At 59.8% G+C, this 24856-nt stretch carries 24 protein-coding genes and 1 tRNA gene; 12 read left to right on the top strand and 13 right to left on the bottom strand.

Going from position 1 to position 24856, the window contains the following annotated elements:
- Positions 1-43 precede the first annotated feature (43 nt).
- The 5 genes from ACIPOO_RS01395 to tssL form a co-directional block, all read right to left on the bottom strand.
- Positions 44-1492 carry a hypothetical protein gene (locus ACIPOO_RS01395; protein WP_400603902.1) on the bottom strand — a complete coding sequence of 483 codons (1449 nt, stop codon included), beginning with the start codon at positions 1490-1492 and terminating at the stop codon, positions 44-46.
- On the bottom strand, positions 1489-2772 hold the full coding sequence (locus ACIPOO_RS01400; protein ID WP_400603905.1) for a DUF6396 domain-containing protein: 1284 nt from the start codon (positions 2770-2772) through the stop codon (positions 1489-1491). The genes ACIPOO_RS01395 and ACIPOO_RS01400 overlap by 4 nt, the downstream gene beginning before the upstream one ends.
- A complete protein-coding gene (locus ACIPOO_RS01405) occupies positions 2772-4667 on the bottom strand; it encodes a phospholipase D-like domain-containing protein (RefSeq protein WP_400603907.1) in 1896 nt (631 codons plus the stop codon). The genes ACIPOO_RS01400 and ACIPOO_RS01405 overlap by 1 nt, the downstream gene beginning before the upstream one ends.
- Complete coding sequence (locus ACIPOO_RS01410; protein WP_400603909.1) at positions 4661-7387, bottom strand: type VI secretion system Vgr family protein; 2727 nt, start codon at positions 7385-7387, stop codon at positions 4661-4663. The genes ACIPOO_RS01405 and ACIPOO_RS01410 overlap by 7 nt, the downstream gene beginning before the upstream one ends.
- Positions 7388-7555: 168 nt before the next feature.
- Positions 7556-8272, bottom strand: coding sequence for a type VI secretion system protein TssL, short form (tssL, locus tag ACIPOO_RS01415; RefSeq protein WP_400603911.1), 717 nt, complete (start codon positions 8270-8272; stop codon positions 7556-7558).
- Here tssL and ACIPOO_RS01420 point away from each other — a divergent pair.
- Positions 8261-8590 (top strand): hypothetical protein, encoded by a 330-nt coding sequence (locus ACIPOO_RS01420; RefSeq protein WP_400603913.1) that lies wholly within the window; start codon positions 8261-8263, stop codon positions 8588-8590. The two genes, tssL and ACIPOO_RS01420, sit on opposite strands and share 12 nt — an antisense overlap.
- Positions 8591-8792: 202 nt before the next feature.
- Here the strand turns inward: ACIPOO_RS01420 and ACIPOO_RS01425 are convergent, their stop codons facing one another.
- The gene (locus ACIPOO_RS01425; RefSeq protein ID WP_400603915.1) at positions 8793-9608 is read right to left on the bottom strand and encodes a hypothetical protein; all 816 of its coding nucleotides are present in this window, start codon (positions 9606-9608) and stop codon (positions 8793-8795) included.
- 518 nt (positions 9609-10126) lie between these two features.
- Between ACIPOO_RS01425 and ACIPOO_RS01430 the strand changes: the two genes are divergently transcribed.
- Both ACIPOO_RS01430 and ACIPOO_RS01435 read left to right on the top strand, forming a co-directional pair.
- Positions 10127-10426 (top strand): type II toxin-antitoxin system RelB/DinJ family antitoxin, encoded by a 300-nt coding sequence (locus ACIPOO_RS01430; protein WP_274132593.1) that lies wholly within the window; start codon positions 10127-10129, stop codon positions 10424-10426.
- Entirely contained in the window at positions 10383-10766 is a 384-nt protein-coding gene (locus ACIPOO_RS01435; protein WP_400603917.1) for a type II toxin-antitoxin system YafQ family toxin, read from the top strand. Before ACIPOO_RS01430 ends, ACIPOO_RS01435 begins: the two co-directional genes overlap by 44 nt.
- A 25-nt stretch (positions 10767-10791) precedes the next feature.
- On the opposite strand, the gene ACIPOO_RS01440 is transcribed toward ACIPOO_RS01435, so the two are convergent.
- Positions 10792-10879: transfer RNA gene (locus tag ACIPOO_RS01440), tRNA-Ser, on the bottom strand.
- A gap of 122 nt (positions 10880-11001) precedes the next feature.
- Here ACIPOO_RS01440 and ACIPOO_RS01445 point away from each other — a divergent pair.
- The 7 genes from ACIPOO_RS01445 to ACIPOO_RS01475 all read left to right on the top strand — a co-directional run bounded on the left by ACIPOO_RS01445 (position 11002) and on the right by ACIPOO_RS01475 (position 15277).
- Positions 11002-11676 (top strand): Bax inhibitor-1/YccA family protein, encoded by a 675-nt coding sequence (locus tag ACIPOO_RS01445; protein ID WP_166594835.1) that lies wholly within the window; start codon positions 11002-11004, stop codon positions 11674-11676.
- Positions 11677-11792: 116 nt separating this feature from the next.
- On the top strand, positions 11793-12185 hold the full coding sequence (gene tusD / locus ACIPOO_RS01450; RefSeq protein WP_400603919.1) for a sulfurtransferase complex subunit TusD: 393 nt from the start codon (positions 11793-11795) through the stop codon (positions 12183-12185).
- A gap of 1 nt (position 12186) precedes the next feature.
- Positions 12187-12549, top strand: coding sequence for a sulfurtransferase complex subunit TusC (gene tusC, locus ACIPOO_RS01455; RefSeq protein ID WP_400603921.1), 363 nt, complete (start codon positions 12187-12189; stop codon positions 12547-12549).
- Positions 12549-12848, top strand: a complete 300-nt coding sequence (gene tusB, locus ACIPOO_RS01460) for a sulfurtransferase complex subunit TusB (RefSeq protein ID WP_400603923.1) — start codon at positions 12549-12551, stop codon at positions 12846-12848. Before tusC ends, tusB begins: the two co-directional genes overlap by 1 nt.
- Entirely contained in the window at positions 12845-13180 is a 336-nt protein-coding gene (locus ACIPOO_RS01465) for a TusE/DsrC/DsvC family sulfur relay protein (RefSeq protein WP_400603925.1), read from the top strand. Before tusB ends, ACIPOO_RS01465 begins: the two co-directional genes overlap by 4 nt.
- The gene (locus ACIPOO_RS01470; RefSeq protein ID WP_400603927.1) at positions 13177-14178 is read left to right on the top strand and encodes a glycosyl transferase family protein; all 1002 of its coding nucleotides are present in this window, start codon (positions 13177-13179) and stop codon (positions 14176-14178) included. The genes ACIPOO_RS01465 and ACIPOO_RS01470 overlap by 4 nt, the downstream gene beginning before the upstream one ends.
- Positions 14179-14275: 97 nt before the next feature.
- The gene (locus ACIPOO_RS01475; RefSeq protein WP_400603929.1) at positions 14276-15277 is read left to right on the top strand and encodes a glutathione S-transferase family protein; all 1002 of its coding nucleotides are present in this window, start codon (positions 14276-14278) and stop codon (positions 15275-15277) included.
- A 120-nt stretch (positions 15278-15397) separates the two neighbouring features.
- Here ACIPOO_RS01475 and cysG read toward each other — a convergent pair whose 3' ends face one another.
- From cysG to ACIPOO_RS01505, 6 genes are all read right to left on the bottom strand, one after another.
- Positions 15398-16792 carry a siroheme synthase CysG gene (gene cysG, locus ACIPOO_RS01480; RefSeq protein ID WP_400603931.1) on the bottom strand — a complete coding sequence of 465 codons (1395 nt, stop codon included), beginning with the start codon at positions 16790-16792 and terminating at the stop codon, positions 15398-15400.
- Complete coding sequence (gene serS / locus ACIPOO_RS01485) at positions 16793-18073, bottom strand: serine--tRNA ligase (protein WP_274135603.1); 1281 nt, start codon at positions 18071-18073, stop codon at positions 16793-16795.
- 31 nt (positions 18074-18104) lie between these two features.
- Positions 18105-18479, bottom strand: a complete 375-nt coding sequence (gene crcB, locus ACIPOO_RS01490) for a fluoride efflux transporter CrcB (protein ID WP_400603933.1) — start codon at positions 18477-18479, stop codon at positions 18105-18107.
- Complete coding sequence (locus ACIPOO_RS01495; protein WP_400603935.1) at positions 18479-19801, bottom strand: replication-associated recombination protein A; 1323 nt, start codon at positions 19799-19801, stop codon at positions 18479-18481. Before ACIPOO_RS01495 ends, crcB begins: the two co-directional genes overlap by 1 nt.
- A gap of 18 nt (positions 19802-19819) precedes the next feature.
- Positions 19820-20443, bottom strand: coding sequence for an outer membrane lipoprotein chaperone LolA (gene lolA, locus ACIPOO_RS01500; protein ID WP_274135609.1), 624 nt, complete (start codon positions 20441-20443; stop codon positions 19820-19822).
- A gap of 76 nt (positions 20444-20519) precedes the next feature.
- Positions 20520-22925 (bottom strand): DNA translocase FtsK 4TM domain-containing protein, encoded by a 2406-nt coding sequence (locus ACIPOO_RS01505; RefSeq protein WP_400603938.1) that lies wholly within the window; start codon positions 22923-22925, stop codon positions 20520-20522.
- Between the two features lie 446 nt (positions 22926-23371).
- Between ACIPOO_RS01505 and aat the strand changes: the two genes are divergently transcribed.
- Together aat and ACIPOO_RS01515 are read left to right on the top strand one after the other, a co-directional pair.
- On the top strand, positions 23372-24061 hold the full coding sequence (gene aat / locus ACIPOO_RS01510) for a leucyl/phenylalanyl-tRNA--protein transferase (RefSeq protein ID WP_274135613.1): 690 nt from the start codon (positions 23372-23374) through the stop codon (positions 24059-24061).
- Between the two features lie 47 nt (positions 24062-24108).
- Positions 24109-24816 (top strand): arginyltransferase, encoded by a 708-nt coding sequence (locus ACIPOO_RS01515; protein ID WP_274135615.1) that lies wholly within the window; start codon positions 24109-24111, stop codon positions 24814-24816.
- The last annotated feature ends 40 nt before the right edge of the window (positions 24817-24856 follow it).

The following is a 24856-nucleotide window of genomic DNA, read 5'->3' on the forward strand; positions in this document are numbered from 1 at the left end:
CCATCAGATAAATCCGTTGAAAAAACGATATAGAATTTTTAATTTACCCCCTTGCTTCCCCAACACAAGCATATACTTCGCCAACGCCAAACGCATTTCTGAGAGCGGTATATTGCCCACCGCTACTGAGAAAAAGTTCTCCACGCCGCTCAAACACATAAGAACCGCAAGACGCCGCACCTATAAAACGTCGCACCCCACTTGGATGTAAAAGGAAAAAATCCTCGCCTAATTGGGCCACCACGCCTTTGGCTTTGGCCGAGTTCGCTACGTCATCCAAAGTCCAGCAAGTATTGGTTACACCCTCCTCAGAAGTTTTACACGGACGAACAACCTCAAACTTTCCAAAATCGGCATTTTCGAACCTTTTACCCCCCACGAACAAAGCCTTTCCACTTTTGGACAGGTTAATGTTTTCCCATCGCGCATCTGAACCAAAAGGAAAGACAACCTCAAAGTTTTTTGGATCCGCATCTTTTAAGCGCTGCCGGTTGAAGTAGACGCCCTCATCGGTCACGCCGTACTTCAAAAACTGCTCTTGTTGCCAGGCCGGATACTTTTGTGAATGCTGAGAACGCGGTTGATAGACGGGTCGAAGACCTACCACCTTCACCGGGTCGTAACTAGTCTCGCTTACGTAGGAATATTGGTTGGTCAAATCCTGATAAAGAACGCCCTGAGTGTGTACATAGCGATTATCCCCACGCGCAAAGGCGTACATACCAGGAGATGCTTTATTTTTAACCATCAACGAATCGTGCCGGCGTAAAATGACAACATCATTATCCACCGCACCAACAACACCGGAGTCGGTATCGAGCATACCAGCCAGCTCTTGAGCAGTACATCCAGCTTTGACGTCCTTACAATCAGATGATTCAATCAAACGGAACTGTGTCAGATCAACCTCGCCTAGACTGTCTCCACCTATGAATGTTGTTTTACCAGAGCGGGAAATATCAAGAGAGCGCCAATGTTTTTGATCGCCCAGTGGAAAAATAATAGAGAAGTCCTTCGGATCTGCTCCCTCTACTCGCTTTCCGTAGCGGTATACGCCCAACTCACCCACAGCATAGTTATTGAACCTTTCCTTTTGCCAGTCCAATAGATTGCGCTCCTGGGGTTCTAACACCTTAAAAGCAGGTGTTAAGGTTTCTACGTAGGTATATGATCGACGCTCTTCAGTGCGAGCATATCCCCACCACTGCATCCAACACTTAAAACTGAGGGGATTTGCAACCATAGCAGCCGCTCCTGTACCGCAACCGTACTCACGGGCGTAGCTGCTGCGCACCCAGTACACTTCACCCTCGATTACCCTGTACTGGCCTGCAAGTACCTGATCAAAGGCAGCGCAACCTAGCGAATGGAAACGCCCACGGTCTCCCACTGCTTCGCAGACTTGTACTTTGCTGTAGCGCTCCAGCAACTCAATAGCGACCCCTCTGATTGCCAAGATCACCAGCGGCAGGATCAAAAACCATTTCCTCATGCCAGCCTCCACATGACTTGCACCGGGCCTTCGCACAGGCGCTTGGGCAGCGGCCAGACTCGGTCCTGGTAATAGCGCATGTGCTCGACGGGAAAGACGTCGCCCTCCTTGAAGTGACGGATGATCGGCCTGCCGCTCGGCGAGCGCAGGGTGTCGTGCTCCGCGACCCTCCAGTAACCGCTGACCGGGCAACGGCTGCCTGCCAAGCAATGCCCGGCGGACAGGTGCGCCTGGCTGAAGGCCTTGGCGCCTGGCATCGGGCGGCCGGTGGCGGGGTCGAGTTTGAGGTCTTCGGTCAGGCGCTTGATCAGTTCCGGCGAAGGTTTTTCAGGCTCGACGTTGGCCTCGCGGGCTTCGAGCCATTGCAACTTGCCATCCCACGGCGGCAGCTTGGCCGGTGGCAGCGGGAGGATGTCGTTGATTTCAGGGACTTGGGGATTGGCGTAGGAATACCTTGTCAGGATGCGCCAGATGGTTTTGTAGCGCTCGGCACGCTCAAGATCTTCCTGCAGATCCATGTAATACAGCTCATCGGTTGGCTCAAGCCCTCTAAAACCTTCGCCAAGGCGTCCTGCGGACGAGTCGTCACCCGCTGCGACTCCCAGCTGAAAAGCTTCCAGCGCTTCACGATATTGTTTGCTTATTTTGAGATCTACGCCTAATGCGCGAGCGGCCCGCCCCTGCCCTTGCTCTGCCGCACATCGGCGCATCTGCCGGGATACATCCGGCGCCTTGTCGTGGGGTGCCAGCGCATCGCCGATTTCATATTGGGCTTGAGCGCTGCCCTCGTCCGCTGCCTTGCGCAGGAAGCGCAGCGACATCTCGATATCTTGCTTAAGATCCGCGATGCCTTTTTTTAGCATCACCGACACGAAGTAGTAACCCGTGGCCACGTCCGCATCGATCAGATCCTGGCTGAAGCGCAGGTGCTCATGACCTCGGAGTATGAACCTGCCGCGCATGCTGCCGATCTGGAGGTTGATTTTGGCCTTGTAATGACCGTTTTCAGCGGCGATGCGGTACAGCCTGGCAATTTCGAGGTCGGTATCAGGGTCCTGTTTGAGCTGGTTGTTTTTCTGCAGCCAACGGGCGTAGTGAAACAGCACGTCGGTATCAGGGCTGGCGGCAGGTATGACTTCATGTTTGCAAGTAAAAGTCAGGTTGTCCTTGATGGCTTCAATGGATTTCATACGGAAGTCCTTGTCCGGAGATGTAAATAATTCGCCGCCGTTGTCACAGGCGGCCAAGGTCAGGCAGGCGAGCAGAAGCAACCGGTGCATCAGTCGAGATCCGACAACTTGGCAGGGGTGTAAAGGAATTGAACGAGTGGCGCATCAGGCCCCTTGATCCCAGCGGCCTTCCTTGTTGTGTTTTCGTCAATGATGTCTTGCCAGACCGTAAATGCGGCCTCCGGATCATCCTGCTTTCGTTCACTCGCCGTATGCAGCCTCCACAACCGCTGCCTCAACTCCTTCGTCTTGCTCGCCCACTCATGTGCAATATTCAGCTCACTATCAACCTGCATGCTGCGGGTATTGATATTGGCCGAACCATGGGTGGTGAAGACGTCGTCGACGATCATCAGCTTGGAGTGGATGTAGACCGGCATCCACTTTCCCGCCGGGGAGTCGGGAGCCACCAGCGAGCAGATGTGCATCTTCAGGTTGGGGATTTCTTCGGGGTTGAAGACCTCCTGCTCAATGGCCTTGATCTGTTCGTCGAGTGCCGCCATGCGCCAGGCCGCCGAGCTTTCGGCGTCCCGCTGCTTTTCCCGGGCCTTTTCGCTGATCGCACTGTCGCGGCCACTCACTAGCCGGGTCAGTAGGGTCAAGGCGTAGTCTTCGATCAGCCCGGAAGGGTCCGGCTCCTGTGCGGCAGCCTTTGCCTTGGCGGCCTCGATGCGTTGCAGCCGGGTGATCTCGGGCATGGTGTCACTGCGCCCCAGGCTGTCGAGCATGCGGTGGGTGTTGACCGTGCCTTTGCCAATGCCGTCGTCGGTGACGTTGGTGATCACGAACAGGTGCAAGGAACCGTGCTTGCCCGGATCGCGCCCGCCTTTGGCCTGGGCGCTGGCGGCCTTCTTGATCAGTTCGGCCAGTGGCGGCCAGCGGAAGTACTGGTTTTCTATGTAAATGAATTGCGTGGCGTTGTTCACCGCTTGCAGGTAGAGCTTCTCGATGTCGCGCACCCCCTCTTGCGGCTGGGTGCGCAGGATCTGGGCGAACTGGCTCTCTTTGGGGTCGGATGTCAGGCGTTTTCCCAAGGCCAGGGCGTCGCGGTTGGTCATAAGGTCTTCACCCGTCGCCTTGAGCCAGGCGGTGGCGAAGTTGTGGTGCAAATGTTCCAGGATCGGCCCGGACACCTGGCTTGAGATGTCCTGGCGCGGCGTGTCGCCCCGAGGGCCGGCGTTGGGCGCCGGTTTGGTGCCTTCGGTGCGGTTGAGCGCCGAGTGCGCATCGGTGTCCCAGTACTCGTCGAGGGTGTTGTGGCCCATGACGAAACCCACAGCCTGTTCGGGGGCTTCATAGTCGACCAATACGGTTTTCTGATGGTGGCTAGGGGCCGCGCCAAAGACAGCGAGCGTACTGGCGCTCAGGTGCTTGTCGGCGGCATGGTAACGAGCCTGACGAACGATCTCGGCGCGGTCGAACGGGCTGAACCCACGACTGGCGTAGGCCGGCACCCCTGAGTTTTGCCACAGCTGTGGCGGTGTGCCAGCGATGGAGCAGGTCGCGAACCACTTGCGGTCATAGGCGTATTGATCATCAGTGGAATTTTGCATCGCGCGGTCTTCGATAGGAATGCGCCCCTTGCCCGGCAGGTTAGCTTCACCTGCAGTGCCAGCAGAGTTGAATGGTGCCTCCCAGCCCAACACGCGTACCTTGACGCCCTCCCGTGCCTTGAGCTTGAGCAGTTCGCCGATGCAGAGCTCACGTCCCGTGCGAATGAAATACATCGACGGCTGAAATCCCCAGCAGATGATGTCCACCGACTTGGTCGCCTTGGCGATGGCGTTATGTACGGCGCGAAAGGTTTCCTCGCCGTTGACCAGTGCTTTATAGGTCGTCATGACCGGTGCGTATTCGGTGAACTCCACGTACCACGGAGGCATTACGGTGACAGTGTCGGTTTCCTGAAAGGCGATGGGGCTGACAATTTCGTTCTGGTTCAGCATGGTTTTTCGTCCTCATCGACAGGGGTGTTCAGCATGTTGGCGTAGGCCGTGCGGTGGTCGGTGTGCGAGCCGGACTGGTTGACAGGGGTGTCGGGCCTCGTGCGGTGGCGGTGCAGCCCCTGATTGGCCAGGCTGCCCTGATCGGCATTGCTGTAGGCGGCAGGCGCCGGGATCCGGTACCTGACCCCGTTCGACATCTCCAGCACGTACTCCTGGGTAGCTGCCTGATGGTCGATCTCGACGTAGCCGCTGCCGTCCATGAGGCCCTCGCCGATCAGCCCGCCGTCGGCGTAAAGTTTGTAGGGCATGTGCATCCAGTTACGGGCAAGGCTAGGTGCGGTGCCGAGCTTGATCCGCATGCGCTGCCTACTCAGTTGTTGCGGGTAATCGGGGTGGCTGGCGGTCATGCTCGCGGCGCCTTTCTTGAAGTCGAAACGCGCAGCCTTGATCTGGTGATCGCCGGTGGTGCCTGATTCGATATGGCCCTGTTCGAGGGTCAGGTAACTGCCGGCCGCGTTGAGGACGATCTTCTTCTTGGCGACGATGTGGATTTCATCTTCGGTGCTGGTGATTTTCAGGCCGTGACGGGCCAGCAGTTCAAGGCTGTCGTTCTGCGCCTGCACGATGACCGGGCCCTGATTGGCGATCAGCTTGATGCCCAGTTTGCGCACGAACAGGCTCAGGCCCTGGCCGATGCCCACGAACATTTTCCTGACCACGCTGATGTCCGCTTCGCCGCCGGCGTTGAGCATCAGGTTGTCCTGCGCGGCCAGTTGCAGGTGCTTGCCACTGGTCACGGCGATGCCCTGTGGCGCCGTGAGCAACAGGACCGCTGATTTGAGCTGCTCGACGTCCTGCCTGAGCAGGTCCAGTTGGGCCTTGTCATCGGCAGGTTCCGCCTGACTCGCCTGTGCATCGCGGGACAGGTCCTGCAACTGCTCGACCGCCTGCTGCAACTGCGCGATGGCGGCTGCCATCTCCAATTGCTGGCCCTGCGCCCCGGTCTGTTCATCGGCGCTGATGAACAGACCCTTGCCGCCCCTGATCGCGCCCCAGCCATCGGTGCGCAGCTCAAAGCCTTCGCCGCGTTTTTTCTTCCCGGCATCCACCAGGTGCCCTAGATTCAACTGGCTCTTGCCGCTGTATTCGGTGCTGAGCTTGACGTGCTCCTTGCCGCGCTCGTCTTCCATGCGCAGCTTGTTGTTGGCGGGGGTGCGCAGCACATTGCGGGTGTAGTTGCGCTCGGCCAGGGTCACGTGGTCGGGGTGCTGATCATCGTGCAAGGCATGAGCGATGTAGGGTCGGTCGGGGTCGCCGTGCTCGAAGGCCACGGCCACTTCGGTGCCGGCAATCAGCGGCAGGTGCAGGCCGTGGGTGTCGCCCGCGTAAGGCCGGGCCAGCCGTACCCAGGTGCTCTCTTCGCCCGGCTCCCAGGTGTCGCGGTCGAACAGGAAGTTGATCCGGTAGCGGCCTTGCTTGTCGATGTGGCCATAGGGATCGCGGGCGGTCACGCTGGTGACACGTGCGGCCACGGTGCCGACGATTTTCGGTTTGCTCGGTACTGGGGGCCTGAAAGACACGTTCTCGCTGTAGGGAATGCCCTGAAACACCACCTCCAGGCTGCTGTCTCGCGCCGCATGCATACGCAAGCCCGTGATCACGGCGCCGGGCGCAAAGGCGTCGGGTGCACCAGCGGATACGCGCAGAATCTGCGCCAGTGCCAGGGTCGCGCTGCTGCTGACGCCGCTCAGGCGGGTGTGGTCGTTGAGATACCGTTCGTGGCGCAAGCGGGCGTAGAAAAAGCCACTTTCGCTTTCCAGATCTTCGTCCAGAGCAAGCCGTTCGCCGAGCACGGTGTAGGGTTCGGCGTAGTGATAGGCCTCGCCGTAGGTGGTGGTCGCGCGGCGGCTCTGGTCCACTTCGCCATCGAGCAATGCGCGCGCATCCTGCGGATCGTAGGCGCGGAAATGGATGTTCTTCTCTACAACCTGATGCCCGGATTGCAGCTCCCAGACGGCGTCCTGACCATCGCTATGGAGGCCTGACTGCTGGCGATACGGCACTTCGATCCCGGGCCATTGGTAGTGGCGCTGGTCGTCGTGAAATTCGACGACATCAATGTTCAGGCGAGCGTCATGGCTGACGCGAAACCAGATGCCCACTTCGGCCAGCAGACGGGAGATGAACGCCAGGTCACTTTCGCCGAACTGCATCACCTGTTCGCGGCGCGGATATTCACGAACCAGATCGAATCGGAAGTCCTGGCCTTCCATGCCATGGCGGCTGCGCAGGATGCTTTCGACAATTTCCGGCACTGACTGCAACTGATAGAGACGGTACTGATGACCACGGCCGAGCAAGGCCAGGCGTGGCTGCAGCGTGATTTCGTAACGCGCTTCGTCTCTGGAGCCGGACAAGCGCTTGAAGCCGGTGATCACACCACGGGTGACGCGCAACGGCTCCACCGGCGGCTCCGGCATGCCGGGAATCACCTTGGGCAGTAGGTGTGGGGCCGTGTGCAGAGTGAAGTCACCGTGACTTCCCAACATTCGTTCAGGGGATATGTCCTGTGCGGATGAGGTGAACTCAATGGTGTAGGTAAACGGCTCGCTGAGCTGCTCGACGCCCGTGAAGGTCAGGACATCGAGGCCGGCATCCAGGTTATCGACGCGCAGCTTATGCCGGCTGTGGTCGAAAAAAGTGCGCGCTTGGTCGAGCATGATCAGATGCCTCCCTGCACGCAACGGTCTTGGTAGTGCGCGCAACGAGCAGTGAGAGGGTACAGCGAGCTGTTCCGTGCCATGGAAGGTGTACGTCCCTGATGGAAAGGTTGAGCGTGGATCGATGCGGCCACGCCAGTCATTGATTCGGTGGAGCGGGAGGTCTCTTCAAAGGCCGAGTGCAAGAGAGGCGACGGTGTTTTCGAGCCACCGATTCAAAACCCACCACAGGGCAGCCACGGCCGAAACCGAGCCCACAACCCGCAGAGCTGGGGAATGCAACCAGTGCAGGTACGCAGCTGACGGCCCGGGCCCACGGACCAGCGAGGGCAAGCGGTCGACGTCGATCAGCGGAACGCGCGTATTCAGCTCGGTCACCAGTTTCATGCGCTCTTCGGCATCCAGTTCCCGATAACAACCGAGAAACCCAAGCATCAGGACACGCTGGTAAACGGTCAGGACGCCAAGGTCAGGCGCAAGCTCGTGCAGCACCTGGCGCATCTCTTCGTACAGGCGTTCACCCGCCTGGTGATGCCCCAGAAAACGTGCCTGCAATGATTCATGGCTCCACTTCTCGCGCATGCTATCGGTGGCAATGGCCAAGACCGTTTCGTCCAGCAAGGCGCACTGGGCATGGATGATCCGCTCGATATTGCGCTCACTCATCCCCGATTCCTGCAATGCAGTACGCGCTCTCTCGACTTGCGAAATACAATCCTGTCGTAATGATTTTCTACCCGCCGTCCCGGGCCCAAAACGCAACTCAACGACCAGTAAGTAGGTGCTTTGCAAGATGGCGTCTGTATCTACAGTGGCGATGCCGGTTTGCACTTGGGTTTCAAGGTTCATAGATGTATCACCGCGAACAGTTGAATGTTTACTCATCAGTTTTTCTCAGCAACCGTGCAACGGAAAGGAAAATTGACCGCCAGTGAACTACATCGCGGATATACACTTGTGATTCCGTTCGATACTTGGGCGGATGCTTATGGCCGCAGCTGGATTTCCATGGACGGCGAAAGGCCAGGCGAAGCGGCCCGTCGTTTTGCCGGCCCGCGCAAGCCCGCCGCCACACAGGTTCTCGAGGGTTATTGGAACCAAAGCTACGCAGTGAAGGGAAGGAATACTAGCCACTTGAAAACATCAGGATCGTTCTCACGAAACACTAAGATGTTTCCTACAGCAATTACTCACAGCGCATAATCAGTAACATATCTGAGGGAGTTAGAGCTTGCGCTCGCTTGATGTGCAACTAATTACCGGCGCGAGGTGGCGCTTTCTAATTTAAAGGAGGATCGTGGTGCCGCGCGCACCTGCTTATATCCCGTAGGGCAATGACTTGCCCCGCGGGATATGCTCTTGACGTTGCGTCATCAAGCCGTGATGAGCTGGCACGCCTTGAGTGCTAGTCAACCGTCAAACCAGGCTTACTCTCCTCCGAGCCATCAGTGTCGATCCCGGCAAGGATCTCGGACAGATTGTGAAAATGCCCCTTGTCCTTTTTGGTTTCCGAGGTGTCGCCGCCGGTTTGCGCCAGTGCGTCACTGAGGGTCTGGTGTTGTACCAGCCATTGCGGCGCAGTTTTTTCTTCCGGGCTCATGTTCTCCAGAAACGCCAGTGCCGCCTTGGCACGCCCGACCGGGTCGTTGGCATAGGGGTCGGTGAAGTTCTTCTGCTGGTCGGCCGGGCCACTGTAATAACCGGTGGCCAGGCGTTCCTGTTGGCGCATCAACCCTTTGGCGGCGGCCTGTTCTTCGGCGATGAACTGGCCGCCCTGATTGGTGGCCACGGCATACAGCGAGCGACGATCGAGATCGCCCATCAACGAATTGCGATCGGTGTCACTGCCGTCGTACGGTTTGCCGCCGCTCTTCATCAACGCGTACTTGCTGTCCATGCGTGAACGCGCATCCGAGGCGACATCCGGGAAAGACAGCCCTTTGGAACTCGAAACCGCGCCCGGCTGCGATACACCCAGTACCAGAGCGTCGGCGGTCATGCCCGAGCGCGCTGGAAAGTATGGCGTGTAGTTGGCGATGGAATGGCTGTAGCCCACTGACTTGCTGGAGAGGCTCACCCAGGCGGTGCTGTCATCCGCCTGATTGCTCTGATTGGCTTGAGTGGCCACAGTGCTGGCGTTATCGGTACTGGAAGCGGTCTTGCGCAGGGAGGCATTGGCGTAAGCCGACATGGCGGTGTCTGAAGCGTTATTGACGATCATCCTGGCTTCCTTGGCAAATGGGCGCCAAACCGGGCGCCTCGAAATTGAGCACACAACGGACCGCGACACAGAGATGCGTCGACCTGTGCAGCGTTTTGTTTGCAGGTAATAAATGATTTAAAGGACCGGTAGAGCCCAACAAGGGTTTCGGCCATTTATCGCGTTACTTGAGGGTAACTAGCTCTGCGCTCATTCATCAAGGCGAATAACGCTTGATGAAAATACTATTTTTAAATTGGACTCCTCGATAAATTTTCAATTGGACTATTTACTCAGGGCAATAACTTGAAAACATGTTTAATCCTCAGACATTGATATCGGTTATTGGCAACTTTACTCTCCAATTGACGAGGTACTCAGAGCGACCTCGGATCCCTGAGCGTCGGTCATGAAATGTCCTGAATGAGTCCTTCGCACAAAAAGATTTTCCGACTGTGTTGCACTACCTCCACCAGAAGCGAATAATTGGCCTCATTACGTAGCCACAATGTAGCTACATTCTGAATACAGGTGAGACCATGGCCGCATTACTCAAGAACACCGACGTGCGTTGCCGCATCGACGAAGAACTCAAGCTCCAGGTGACCGCAGTGCTGAGCGCTTGCGGACTGACGATCAGTGAAGCGATGCGGCTTTTTTTGCTTCAGGTCGTAGAAACCCAGGGATTGCCCTTCGAAGTACGCGCCCCCTCGGAAAAAACCGCCCGGGCTCTGGCCCAGGCGAGACAAATCCGCAGCCGCTTCGAATCAATGGACGAATTGTTAGAGGACCTGGATGGCAAAGAAGCCCCCGAAGCAGGCGCAAAACGAATCCCCTGATCCTAAACGGGCAGCATTGCCCCGACGTGTCGACTACACGGCAGAATTCGGGAAGTCATGGGAACGGCACAATCGCGCCGGTCGAAGTGACATGAAGGCGATGCGCGAAGTGATGACAATGATCTGGATGGGACAGCCACTGCCCCCTTCATACCGGGATCACGAACTTCGAGGAGAATGGGAAGGAACGCGGGAGTGTCATGTCGGTGGGGTTTTCTCCTCATCTACCAAGCCACCGAACGCGAAGTGGTCTTTGTTGACCTTGGCACTCATTCGGAGCTGTTCAGGTAGTCTGGCACCGCTCAGGACCACAAACCCCAGAAACGACAAAGCCCCGTAAAAACGGGGCTTTGCGGTACAAAATATGGCGGAGGCGCAGAGATTCGAACTCAGGGACCTGTTACAGTCGGCAGTTTTCAAGACTGCTGCCTTAAACCACTCGGCCACACCTCCATTGCGTTGCGGGCGCCATAATACCGTAATGAAACAAGCTGTCAAACTCTCTGGCTCGCGTGCCCCTGCGGCTCTGTTATGATCTTTGCAACGTGAGATTTCAAACCATCAGGAGTAGCGCCATGCGCGAACAGGATTACGCAGTCAACAACCGCGTGCAGGTCGAGCAGCTAGAGGTTAGCCGCGTCCTGCGCAACACATACGGCCTTCTGGCCCTGACCCTCGCCTTCAGCGGCATCATGGCGTTCGTCGCACAGCAGATGAACGTGCGCTACCCGAACGTCTTCGTGGTGCTGATCGGCTTCTACGGTCTGTTCTTCCTGACCAACAAGCTGCGCGATTCGGCCTGGGGCCTGGTGTCGGCGTTCGCACTGACCGGCTTCATGGGTTTCATCCTCGGCCCGATCCTCAACCGCTACCTGGGCATGCAGGGCGGCGCTGAAATCGTTTCCTCGGCGTTCGCCATGACGGCACTGGTGTTCGGTGGTCTGTCGGCCTACGTGCTGATTACCCGCAAGGACATGAGCTTCCTGGGCGGCTTCATCACCGCAGGCTTCTTCGTGCTGCTGGCGGCGGTGCTGGCGAGCATGTTCTTCCAGATCAGCGGTCTGCAACTGGCGATCAGCGCAGGTTTCGTGCTGTTCTCGTCGGTGTGCATCCTGTTCCAGACCAGCGCCATCATCCACGGCGGTGAGCGCAACTACATCATGGCCACCATCAGCCTGTATGTATCGATCTACAACCTGTTCATCAGCCTGTTGCAGATCTTCGGCATCATGGGCAGCAGCAAGGACTGATCCTCTGCCAGCTTGAACAAAAAGCCCGCTTCGGCGGGCTTTTTGCTGTCTCGGGTTCGTGAATTCTTTATCATGGCGGCCATTGTTCCTCGCAACGTCCGCTGACAGAGCCGCTCATGAAGTTCGCCATCGCCCTCTACTCGCCCGCTCACGCGCCCTCCTCGCGCCGTGCCCTGCTGTTCGCCCAGGCTGCACTGGCGGCCGGGCATGAGATTGTGCGGCTGTTCTTCTATCAGGACGGCGTGCACAGCGCGTCATCCACGGTGGTCACGCCCCAGGACGAACTCGATGTGCCGGCCCACTGGCGTGAGTTCGTGACGAGCAATCAACTTGACGCTGTGGTGTGCATCGCAGCGGCCCTGCGCCGTGGCGTCCTGAACGAAGAAGAAGCCCGGCGCTACTCGCGGACGGCGGCCAGTATCGCGGCGCCTTGGGAGCTGTCGGGGCTGGGTCAGTTGCACGACGGGGTGCAGGCCGCCGATCGCCTGATCTGTTTTGGAGGACCATGAGATGGCCAAGTCTTTGCTCATCATCAGCCGCCAGGCTCCGTGGTCTGGCCCCAGCGCTCGCGAAGCTCTGGATATTGCATTGGCAGGCGGCGCGTTCGATCTGCCGCTGGGCATGCTGTTTCTGGATGACGGTGTGTTGCAGCTGCTGCCCTCGCAAAACGCCAAGGCGTTGCAGCAAAAGGATTTGACCGCCAACCTGCAAGCGCTGGAAATGTTCGGTGTCGAAGATTTGTTCGCCTGCAGCACCAGCCTTGCCGAACGCGGCATGTCGCCTGAGGCACTGAATGTCGAGCCGCTGAACGTCCTGCACGATGATGAAATCGCCGCGCTCATTGACCGTTATGACCAGGTGATCACGATCTGATGTCGACCTTGCACGTGTTATCTCACTCCCCTTTTGCCGACTCGCGCCTGAACACTTGCTTGCGCGTGCTGGGCGGCGAAGATGCCATTCTGTTGTGCGGCGACGCGACCTACGCGCTGAACGCCTCCACGGTCGCGCGCCAGGCGCTGGACGCCCGGGCCGACAACCTGAAACTGTTCGTGCTCGATGAAGACGCCACTGCGCGCCACATCGAACTGCCTGACTGGGTGAAGGCTGTCGATTACCCGGGTTTTGTCGAGCTGTCGGTGCACTACGACAAGGTCAACACTTGGCTATGAACGCACTCAACGTCAACGGGCGCAGCATCGCCCTGGACAAGGACGGCAACCTCGAGCACCTAGACGACTGGTCTGCCGAGGTGGCTGAAGCACTGGCGCGCGAGGTCGATATCACCCTGACGCCCGAGCACTGGGAAATTCTCGAGGTGCTGCGCGCGTTCTACGCCGAATACCAACTGTCCCCGGCCACCCGCCCGCTGGTCAAGTACACCGCCCTGAAGCTGGGGGCCGAAAAAGGCAACAGCCTGCACCTCAATCGCCTGTTCAACGGCACTCCCGCCAAACTTGCCGCCAAGCTGGCGGGCCTGCCAAAGCCGACCAATTGCCTATGACCGACTACGCCCCCCTCGTCCTGCAAACCCCTGCCGAGCATCCGTTCGCCGAATTCGTGCGCATCCTGGGCAAGGGCAAGCGCGGTGCGCGCAACATGACCCGCGAAGAAGCCCGCCAGGCCATGGGCATGGTGATCGATGGCAAGGTCGAGGACGCGCAGCTTGGCGCCTTCCTGATGCTGCTGCGGCACAAGGAAGAAAGCGCCGAGGAGCTGGCCGGTTTTACCGAAGCGGTGCGCGAGCGCCTGAATGCGCCGCAACTGGCGGTGGACATCGACTGGCCCACCTACGCCGGCAAGAAGCGTCATCTGCCGTGGTACCTGCTTGCCGCCAAATGCCTGTCGCAAAACGGCGTGAAGGTGCTGATGCACGGCGGTGGCGCACACACCGCAGGCCGCCTTTACAGCGAACAACTGCTGGAACTGCTGGGCATTCCGCTGTGCCGGGGCTGGCAGGCGGTGGACGATGCGCTGGCGCAGCACAACCTGGCCTTCATCCCGCTGGGTGACTGGGCGCCGCAACTGCAACGCATGATCGATTTGCGCAATACCCTAGGCCTGCGCTCGCCGATCCACTCACTGGCGCGCATCCTCAACCCGCTGGGTGCCCGTTGCGGGCTGCAAAGCATCTTTCACCCTGGTTACCAGGCGGTGCATCGCGATGCCAGCACGCTGCTGGGAGACCACGCCATCGTCATCAAGGGCGACGGCGGCGAGGTCGAGATCAACCCGGACACCATCAGCCACCTCTACGGCACCACGGATGGCCAGGCCTGGGATGAGGAATGGCCTGCATTATCAGAACGTCGCCATGTGAAGCCGGCGACGCTCGACACGCAGCAACTGGTCGCGATCTGGAAAGGCGAAGCCGAAGACAGCTATCCGCAACTGGCGCTGATTTCCACCATCGCACTGGCCTTGCGCGGCCTTGGGATGCCCCGTGTTGAAGCGTTCGAGCGTGCCGAGGCGTATTGGGCAAACCGGAACAGATCGATTTAGTCGATTATTACACCCCAGTCTTTGCGCTATTTCTTCGAACGATTCTCTTTAGACTGATCTCCAACGCACAACAGTGCACACACTTTTGGAGTCAGACATGGGCCTTCTCGTTGAAGGACGCTGGCAGGACCAGTGGTACGAAAGCAGCAAAGACGGGGCGTTTCAACGCGAACAGGCCAAGCGCCGCAACTGGGTCACCGCAGACGGCCGCCCTGGCCCGTCCGGCGAAGGTGGCTTCAAGGCCGAGGCCGGCCGCTATCACCTCTACGTTTCCCTGGCATGTCCATGGGCCCATCGCACGCTGATCGTGCGCAAGCTCAAGGGCCTGGAAGACCTGATCGATGTGTCCGTGGTCAGCTGGCTGATGCGCGAACACGGCTGGACCTTCGACAAGAGCACCGGCTCCACCGGCGACGCGCTCGACGGCCACACCTACATGCATGAGCGCTATCTGGCCGACACCGCCGATTACACCGGCCGCGTGACCGTGCCCGTGCTGTGGGACAAGAAGTTGCAACGCATCGTCAGCAACGAGTCTTCGGAAATCATCCGGATGTTCAACTCGGCATTCAATGGCCTGACCGGCAATACCCTGGATCTTTACCCTGAAGCCCTGCGCCCTGAAATCGATCGTCTGAACGACCGCATCTATCCGGCGGTGAACAACGGTGTTTACCGTGCGGGTTTCGCCACGTCACAAGGTGCTTACGAGGAGGCTTTCGAAGAAGTCTTCGACGAACTCGACGCCTTGGAACAGCTGCTGGGCGAGAAGCGCTACCTGGCAGGCGAATACCTGACCGAGGCCGATGTGCGCCTGTTCACCACGCTGATTCGTTTCGACGCGGTGTACCACGGCCACTTCAAGTGCAACCTGCGCCGCATCGCCGACTACCCGAACCTGAGCAACTGGGTGCGCGAGATGTATCAGCTGCCGGGGGTTGCCGAGACGGTCGACTTCACGCACATCAAGCATCACTACTACGCCAGCCACGCCACCATCAACCCGACGGGTGTGGTGCCCAAGGGGCCGAAGCAGGATTTCAGTGGTGCGCATGACCGTGCGCGGTTGAGCGGGAAAGGGATTTTGCAGAACGTGTGAATACCACAGAACCACGTAGGAGCGCGCTTGCCCGCGACCGCGGTGCGTCAGTCTAGAAGTAATTGACTGATACGCCGCGGTCGCGGGCAAGCGCGCTCCTACAGGTTTCGGCGTCGCAGACTACACGCTCGCCTGCGCCCCTTCGAACCACGCAAGTTTGTCCCGCAACGTCACCACTTCCCCGACGATCACCAGTGTCGGCGCATGAACCTCATGCTCCGCTACCAGTTGCGGCAGGTTGGCCAGGGTGCCGGTGAAGACGCGCTGGTTGGTCGTGGTGCCTTGCTGGATCAGCGCGGCAGGAGTATCGGCAGAACGGCCATGCCTGACCAATTCGCTGCAGATGATCGGCAGCCCGATCAGGCCCATGTAGAACACCAGGGTCTGCGCCGGTGACACCAGGTCCTTCCACGGCAGATCGGTGGTGTTGTTCTTCAGGTGGCCGGTCACGAACCGCACCGATTGTGCGTAATCGCGATGGGTCAGCGGAATCCCGGCGTAGGCTGCGCAGCCACTGGCGGCAGTGATGCCCGGAACGACCTGAAACGGGATGCCGTTAGCCGCCAGTTCTTCGATTTCCTCGCCACCACGGCCAAAGATGAACGGATCGCCCCCTTTGAGCCGCACCACGCGCTTGCCTTGCTTGGCCAGGGCAACCAGTTGCTGGTTGATCTGATCCTGGGGCAATGCGTGATCGGCGCGCTGCTTGCCGACGTAGATGCGGTCGGCATCGCGGCGGCACAGCTCGAGAATCGCCGGCGCCACCAGGCGGTCATACAGCACCACGTCGGCTTGCTGCATCAGGCGCAGCGCCTTGAAGGTCAGCAGATCCGGATCACCCGGCCCCGCGCCCACCAGATACACCTCGCCGGATGCGCTGGGCGCCTCGCCGTCGATCTTCGCCTGCAACAGACGCTCGGCTTCAGCGCCCTGCCCGGCCAGTTGCCGATCGGCGATGGGGCCCTGAAACACGTCCTCCCAAAATGCCCGGCGTTGCTGGACGTTGGGGAAGAGGTTCTTCACCTGATGGCGAAAACGCGCCGCCAACCCGGCCAGATGGCCATAGGTTGGCGGAATCCAGCTCTCCATCTTGGCCCGGATCAGGCGTGCCAGCACCGGCGCGTCGCCGCCGCTGGACACCGCGATCACCAGCGGCGAACGGTCGACGATAGCGGGGAAAATCACGCTGCACAGGGCTGGCGCGTCCACCACGTTGACCGGCACGCCGCGTTGCCGGGCATCGGCGGAAACCTGCGCGTTGAGCGGTTCGTCATCGGTCGCGGCAATGATCAGCACGCACCCGTCCAGATCCGACTCGCTGTAGCCACGCAGAATCTGTTCGCCACCGCTGCTGTCGATCAGCTCGCGCAGCTCTGTTCCGATCTGGGGTGCAACCACCCGCAGGACCGCGCCAGCGTCGGCCAGCAGGCGAGATTTGCGCAAGGCAATCTCGCCGCCGCCCACCACCAGCACGCGAGCGCCCCGCAGGTTGTGGAACAGTGGCAGAAATTCCATTTAGCCGATGACCTCGATGCCGCCCATCCACGGTTTCAGCACCTCAGGTACACGGATCGAACCGTCGGCCTGCTGGTAGTTTTCCAGCACAGCCACCAGGGTACGACCCACCGCCAGGCCGGAACCGTTGAGGGTGTGAACCAGCTCGGGCTTGCCGGTTTCCGGGTTGCGCCAGCGCGCCTGCATGCGGCGGGCCTGGAAATCGCCGCAGTTGGAGCACGACGAGATTTCGCGGTATTTGTCCTGGCTTGGAATCCACACTTCCAGGTCGTAGGTCTTCACGGCGCTGAAGCCCATGTCGCCGGTGCACAGGGCCAGCACGCGATACGGCAGTTCCAGCAGTTGCAGGACGCGTTCGGCGTTGCCGGTCAGGCTCTCCAGCGCTTCCATGGATTTTTCCGGCTCGACGATCTGCACCATCTCGACCTTGTCGAACTGGTGCTGACGGATCATGCCGCGGGTGTCACGACCCGACGCACCGGCTTCGGAACGGAAGCACGGGGTGTGGGCGACGAACTTGAGCGGCAGCTGCTTGGCGTCGAGAATTTCGCCGGAAACGATGTTGGTCAGCGACACTTCGGCCGTCGGGATCAGGTACAGATCGGCTTCGCCTTCGCGAGCGATCTTGAACAGGTCTTCCTCGAACTTCGGCAACTGGCCAGTGCCCTGCAGCGCAGGCGCCTGAACCAGATAAGGCGTGTAAGCCTCTTCGTAGCCATGTTCGTTGATGTGCAGGGTGATCATGAACTGCGCCAGGGCGCGGTGCAGACGGGCAATCGGGCCGCGCAGCAGGGCGAAACGGGCGCCGGACAGCTTGGCGGCGGTTTCGAAATCCAGCCAGCCGAACTTCTCGCCCAGGGCGACGTGGTCCTTGGCTTCGAAGTCGAACGAGGCAGGCGTGCCCCATTTGCGCACTTCGACGTTTTCTTCTTCGTCAGCGCCGACCGGCACCGACTCGTGCGGCAGGTTGGGCATGCTCAGCAGCATGGCGTCGAGTTCGGACTGAATGCCGTCCAGCTCTTTCTTGCCGGTGCTCAGCTCTTCGGCCATGCGATCGATGTCAGCCATCAGCGGCGCGATGTCTTCGCCGCGTTGCTTGGCCTGGCCGATGGACTTGGAACGGGCGTTACGCTCGGCCTGAAGCTGCTCAGTGCGGGTCTGCACGGTCTTGCGCTGGTTTTCCAGCGCTTCGATGCGGGCCACGTCCAGCGTGAAGCCACGGGAAGCCAGGCGATCCGCTACGTCCTGAAGCTGGGTACGTAACAGTTTGGAATCGAGCATATCGTTCTCTCGTCTAATGAATTCGGGTCTATTAAATGCGGGTCAGCGACAGACCTGCCCAGGTCGCCAGCAGCCCGCCGAACACGCTGATCGCCGCATAGCCTATGGCCAGTGGCGCCTGCCCGCTTTCCAGCAGGCGCAGCGTGTCCAGGGAAAAGGACGAAAATGTCGTCAGGCCTCCGACAAAACCGACGATCAGGCCGGCGCGGATTTCAATCGGCACCTCCGGGCGCAACAGAAACCATCCGTACAGCAGGCCGATGATCAGGCAGCCCACCAGGTTGACGGCCAGCGTCGCCGTGTAGAAATGCCGGGGCCAGTTGGCCGATACCCAGGTACCCGCCGCGAAACGCAATAATGTACCAGCGATGCCAGCAATCGACACCGCAAGAATCGTCTGAATCACTATTTTCTCCGCTGACGAGTGCTGGCGCGATCAAGTGCCGCCAGATGTTTGAGCTTTTCGCCGATTTTCAGCTCCAGGCCACGGGGCACGGGCTGGTAATACTGCCGGGGTTCGAGCTCGTCGGGGAAGTAGTCTTCCCCTGCCGCGTAGGCGTCCGGCTCGTCGTGGGCATAGCGGTATTCCTCGCCATAGCCCAGTTGTTTCATCAGTTTGGTCGGTGCGTTGCGCAGGTGCAGCGGCACCTCCAGCGAGCCGTGCTCGGTGGCTTCGCGCATGGCCATCTTGAAGCCCATGTACACCGCGTTACTCTTCGGCGCGCAGGCCAGGTAGACGATGGCCTGTGCTACCGCCAACTCTCCTTCCGGGCTGCCGAGGCGCTCCTGCACGTCCCAGGCGGACATGCACAGCGGCAGCGCCCGAGGGTCGGCGTTGCCGATGTCTTCACTGGCCATGCGCACCACGCGCCGCGCCAGGTACAACGGATCGCAGCCGCCGTCGATCATCCTGGCGAACCAGTACAGCGCCGCGTCGGGGTTCGAGCCACGAATGGATTTGTGCAGCGCGGAAATCTGGTCGTAGAACGCCTCACCGCCCTTGTCGAAGCGACGGCGGCTGTCGCCCAGCAGGCTCTGCAGAAGCTCGGGCTCGATCTCACTGCCGTCTTCGGCCAGATCAGAAGCGTTTTCCAGCAGGTTGAGCATCCGCCGGCCATCGCCGTCGGCCGCGGCCAGCAGGGTCTTGAAGGCTTCATCGCCCAGGCTCAGTTGGCGCTTGCCCAGCCCGCGCTCTTCGGTGAGGGCGCGGTCGACGAGTTGCCGCAGCGCTGCTTCGTCGAGGCTCTTGAGCACATAGACGCGGGCGCGGGAAAGCAAGGCGTTGTTGAGTTCGAACGACGGGTTTTCAGTGGTCGCGCCGATGAAGATCAGCGTGCCGTCTTCGACGTACGGCAGAAACGCATCCTGCTGCGACTTGTTGAAACGGTGCACCTCGTCGACGAACAGAATCGTACGACGGCCATATTGACCTGCCTGCTGCTTGGCCACTTCGACGGCCTGGCGAATTTCCTTGACCCCGGCCAGCACCGCCGAAACGGTTTCAAAGTGTGCGTCGGAGACCTTGGCCAGGAGCCGCGCCAGGGTGGTCTTGCCCACGCCCGGCGGGCCCCAGAAGATCATCGAGTGCAGCGCGCCCTGCTCCAGCGCCTCGCGCAGGGGCTTGCCATGGGCGAGCAGGTGCTGCTGACCGACATACTCATCCAGGTTGGTGGCCCGCAGGCGGGCGGCCAGAGGCTGGGCTATCGGCTCACTGCTGAACAGGTCCATATACGACGGTGCAGCCTCTTATTCCTGAATGACGTCAGCGCCTTTCGGGATCTGGAACTGGAATTTGCTCGCCGGAACAGGCTCGTTGGCCTTGATGCCGGTGAACAGGATGTTGGTGCGCTGGCCCACGCTGTCGATCAGCTGCATGTCGTTGATCACGCCATTGCGGAACGACAGGCGCATGTTGTCGAACAGGGTGTCCTTGGACTTGGGCTTGAGGGTGAAATCGATCACACCACCGGCCTCCTTGGCCGAGATGTCGAAGCTCTCGCTGATCTTCGAGACATCGCCGGACAGCAACAGGGCCGGGGTCTGGGTCAGGCGCTGGTCAAGGGTCTTGATGGTGGCCTGTTCCAGGTCCGGGTCCCACAGGGTGACTTTCTTGCCGTCGGACACCATGGTCTGTTCCTGCGGCGCATCGGTGTGCCAGTAGAACAGCCCCGGACGCTGGAGGGTCATGTCGCCCTCGGTCTGTTGCATCTGGGTGCCACTGCCGTCGAGGGAAATCTGGGAAAACCGGCCGCTCAGGGTCTTGGAGTTTTCCAGCAACTGGGTCAGGCGCGCCACGTCCTTGCTGTCGGCGTGTGCGGGGATTGCGGAAACAGCCAGTGCAGATAGCAACAACATGCGGATAAGACGCATGGGAGTCCTCTTTGAATTCAATTAACGCTGAATGGCGCCCTAAGGCGCCACTCAGTCACTTGTGACAACCGCAGTGTCAGTCACGCATGGGGGCTGGTGCAATCACTTCCCGCGAGCCGTTGGTGTTCATCGGGGTGACGACACCGGCCATCTCCATGGATTCGATCATGCGGGCTGCGCGGTTGTAGCCAATCTTGAGCTTGCGCTGTACCGCGGAGATCGATGCCCGACGGCTTTCCAGAACGAAATTGACCGCTTCGTCGTAAAGCGCATCGGTTTCGCTGTCGTCGCCGTCACCGCCGCCACCACCGCCTTCGAAGCCGCTGCCGGCCTCCTCGACGCCATTGAGGATGTCGTCGTTGTATTGCGGGGTGCCGCGCAGTTTCCAGGCTTCGACCACACGGTGCACTTCGTCGTCGGAGACGAACGCGCCGTGAACCCGGATTGGCAGGCTGGTGCCCGGTGGCATGTAGAGCATGTCACCGTGGCCGAGCAATTGTTCGGCGCCGCCCTGGTCGATGATGGTCCGGGAGTCGATCTTGCTCGACACCTGAAACGCCATGCGGGTCGGGATGTTGGCCTTGATCAGACCGGTAATGACGTCAACCGAAGGACGCTGGGTCGCGAGGATCAGGTGGATACCTGCCGCACGGGCCTTCTGCGCGATACGGGCGATCAGCTCTTCGACCTTTTTGCCGACGATCATCATCATGTCGGCGAATTCGTCCACCACCACCACGATGGTCGGCAGCTTGGTCAACAGCGGCGCTTCGTCGTGGATGCTTTCGCGGTGGTACAGCGGGTCCGAAATCGGCGTACCGGCGTCTTCGGCTTCCTTGATCTTGTGGTTGAAGCCCGACAGGTTACGCACGCCCATCTTCGCCATCAGCTTGTAGCGGCGCTCCATCTCGGCCACCGACCAGCGCAGGGCGTTGGCGGCGTCCTTCATGTCGGTCACCACCGGGCACAGCAGGTGCGGGATGCCTTCATAGATCGACAATTCGAGCATTTTCGGGTCGATCATGATGAGCTTGGCGTCTTCGGGGCCGGACTTGAACAGGATCGACAGGATCATCGCGTTCACGCCCACCGACTTACCGGAACCGGTGGTACCGGCCACCAGCAGGTGCGGCATCTTGGCAAGGTCGGTGATGATCGGCTTGCCGCCGATGTCGTGACCCAGGGCCAGGGTGACCGGCGACTTGAAGTTGTCGTATTCCGGGGTCGAGAGCACCTCGGAGAAGCGCACGATCTGGCGATCCTCGTTGGGAATCTCGATGCCGACGGTGGTCTTGCCGGGAATCACCTCGACCACACGCACGCTGGTCACCGCCAGGGAACGGGCCAGGTCCTTGGCCAGGTTGGCGATGCGGCTGACCTTGACGCCTGCCGCCGGCTGGATTTCGTAACGGGTAATGACCGGGCCCGGATGGATCGAATCCACCGAGACTTCGACGCCGAATTCCTTGAGCTTGATTTCCAGCAGATGCCCAACGGCAGCCAGCGATTCGGGCGAATAATTGAGCTGCTTCTTTTCGGCAGGATCGAGGATCGAGATCGGTGGCAGCGTGCCTTCGACGGCGCTGTCGACGAACAGCGGCACCTGTTTCTCTTTCTGTACGCGCTGGCTCGGCTCCGGCGGACGGACTGGCGCCGGAGCGATCACCGCAGGCACGTGCTTCTCGCGGGCGGTCATGTGCTCGGCCAGGGCCTGTTCGCGCTCGATGATGCGCTCCTTGGCCTTGACCTGCTCGCGACGGTCCGGCACCACCGGTGCCACGACTTCATCGACGCGCATGTCCACTTCCCGCAACTGGGCCACCATCTGCTTGCGCTCGTTGCGCTCGGTCCACCAGCGGTTGATCGAGCCCTGGAACAGCTCGAACAGGTCCAGGGTGATCTTGCCCGTGGTGTCCATGACCTTGAACCACGACAGGTCCGTGAACACCGTCAAGCCGAACAGGAACAGCGCGATGAACAGCAAGGTGCTGCCCTGCACGTTCAGTGCACGCTTGGCCAGATCCCCGAGGACCTCGCCCAGCACCCCGCCCGCCGAGCCCGGCAGGCCCGATGCCGAATGGAAATGGATGTGCGCAAGGGCCGCGCCCGCGAGGATCAGGAACACCAGCCCGATCATGCGCCACGAGAACAGCCAGCCGCTCCATTGCCACGGTTCATGACGCTGGCGGAACACCTGCCAGGCCTTGACCCCGAGCAACAGCGGGAAGATATAGGCGAAATAGCCCAGCACCATGAACAGGATATCGGCACAGAACGCGCCTGCGCGGCCTGCGGCGTTCTGCACCTGGGCGGAGCTGCTGGTGTGGCTCCAGCCCGGATCGCCCTGGTCGTAGGTCAACAGGGCCATGATCAGGTACAGGCACAGGAAGCCGAATGCGATCAGCGCACCTTCCTTGAGCCGGTAGTGCAAGTGCTGCCGCCAGAGCGGAACGGGGCTGGGTGCTGCGGTGGATTTCTTCAAAACGCTTCAATTCCTGCGCGTCAGCGCGAACATCTCGTGGTTGACTATGTGCCGCTGCATTGACGAAATAGTACAGACCGTTTCCTGCCCCTGGCGATGCGAAGACAAATGTGATCGCGCGCACGGCAGGTGATTTGAAATGTGGTTAAACAATATCGGGCATTGTCCGGATTTGCACGCCACGCTAGTCTGGCGTGGACCTTGCAGATCTTCAAGCTTGGCCTGTGACAGACGATTTGAGCATGCATTTTCTTTGCTGACAAAGGTTTATGACTGTTTTTTATTACAGCACGCAAGTGTCCAATGGCCATGCTTCTCTCAATCACGGCAAACCGGTGTGACGCCTTTGCCAAGCAAGCCCGGTCAATCGCCTGTGACCGCGTTTACTCCCCGGAGTTGCACCACGGGTTTACCTCTCCCCTCCCCTCTCGGATAGTCTGGACGCCATGCTGACCTGGTTAAATCGCGACACATTCGAATTTCCCCCTCTGGAAAAAGCCCTGCGTGACCCGAACGGACTGCTCGCCGGCGGCGGTGATCTGTCCCCCGATCGAGTGGTGAGCGCCTACCGTCACGGCTGTTTTCCGTTCTTCATGCCGGGCCAGCCGATTCTCTGGTGGTCGCCAGATCCGCGCACGGTACTGTTTCCGGATGAAATCCACATATCGCGCAGCCTCGCCAAATTCATTCGCCAGCAGCATTACCAAGTGACCTTCGATCAGGATTTTCCCGCCGTGATCCGCGGTTGCTCCGAGCCGCGAGACGGGGTCGACGATACCTGGATCTCCGAGGCCATGCAGGCGGCCTATATAGAACTGCACCGGCGCGGCCATGCTCACAGCGTCGAGGTCTGGGATGACGGCAAGCTGGTGGGGGGCTTGTACGGCCTTGCCATGGGCAAGCTGTTTTTTGGAGAATCGATGTTCAGCCGGGCCGACAACGCTTCAAAGGTAGGCTTCGCCACGCTGGTCCCGTATCTGAAGGCGTGGGGCTTTGTCCTGATCGATTGCCAGATGCCCACCGAATACCTGCACAGCTTCGGCGCCCGGGAGATTCCTCGGCAAACCTTTGCCGATTACCTGAGCAAATACCTGGATCAGGAGAATTCGGCCGACTGGTTACCTAGGCGAGTTTGACCGCGCTGGCATACACTCTTAGCTAAAGCTTTTCTCGAGGGTTGATCATGACCGAGCTGGCGCGGCTTAAGTTTTATGCCACTCAACCCCACTCCTGCAGCTACCTGCCCGAAGAACAAGCCACCACGCTGTTCCTCGATCCCAGCCAGCCGATGGACGTGCAGGTCTACGCCGACCTTTCAGACATGGGGTTTCGTCGCAGTGGCGACCATCTTTACCGTCCGCATTGCCAGAATTGCAGTGCGTGCGTGCCTGCGCGCATTCCGGTAGGACTCTTCACGCCCGATCGTCAGCAAAAGCGCATCTTCAAGAAAAACGCCGACATCGAGGTCACCAGCACCAAGCCGCACTTCAGCGAAGAATATTTCGACCTCTATCAGCGCTACATCGAACAGCGCCATGCCGACGGCGACATGTTCCCGCCCAGTCGCGATCAGTTTTCGACCTTTCTGGTGCGTGACCTGCCTTTTTCGCGCTTTTACGAGTTTCGCGCAGAGGGCCGCCTGCTGGCTGTCGCGGTGACCGACCTGCTGCCCAACGGGCTGTCGGCTGTCTATACGTTCTACGAGCCATCGGAGGAACGTCGCAGCCTGGGGCGCTATGCGATTCTGTGGCAGATCGCCGAGGCCGCCCGTATGCAACTGCACGCGGTGTACCTGGGTTACTGGATCAAGAACTGCAAAAAGATGAACTACAAGACGCAATATCGCCCCATAGAGCTGCTCACCAATCAAAGATGGGTCACTCTTTACTGAATCCCTTGGCTTGAAGCGCACTTTTCGGGCACAATGCAGC

Source organism: Pseudomonas sp. NPDC090201 (assembly GCF_044746825.1).
Taxonomy (GTDB): Bacteria; Pseudomonadota; Gammaproteobacteria; order Pseudomonadales; family Pseudomonadaceae; genus Aquipseudomonas; species Aquipseudomonas putida_AD.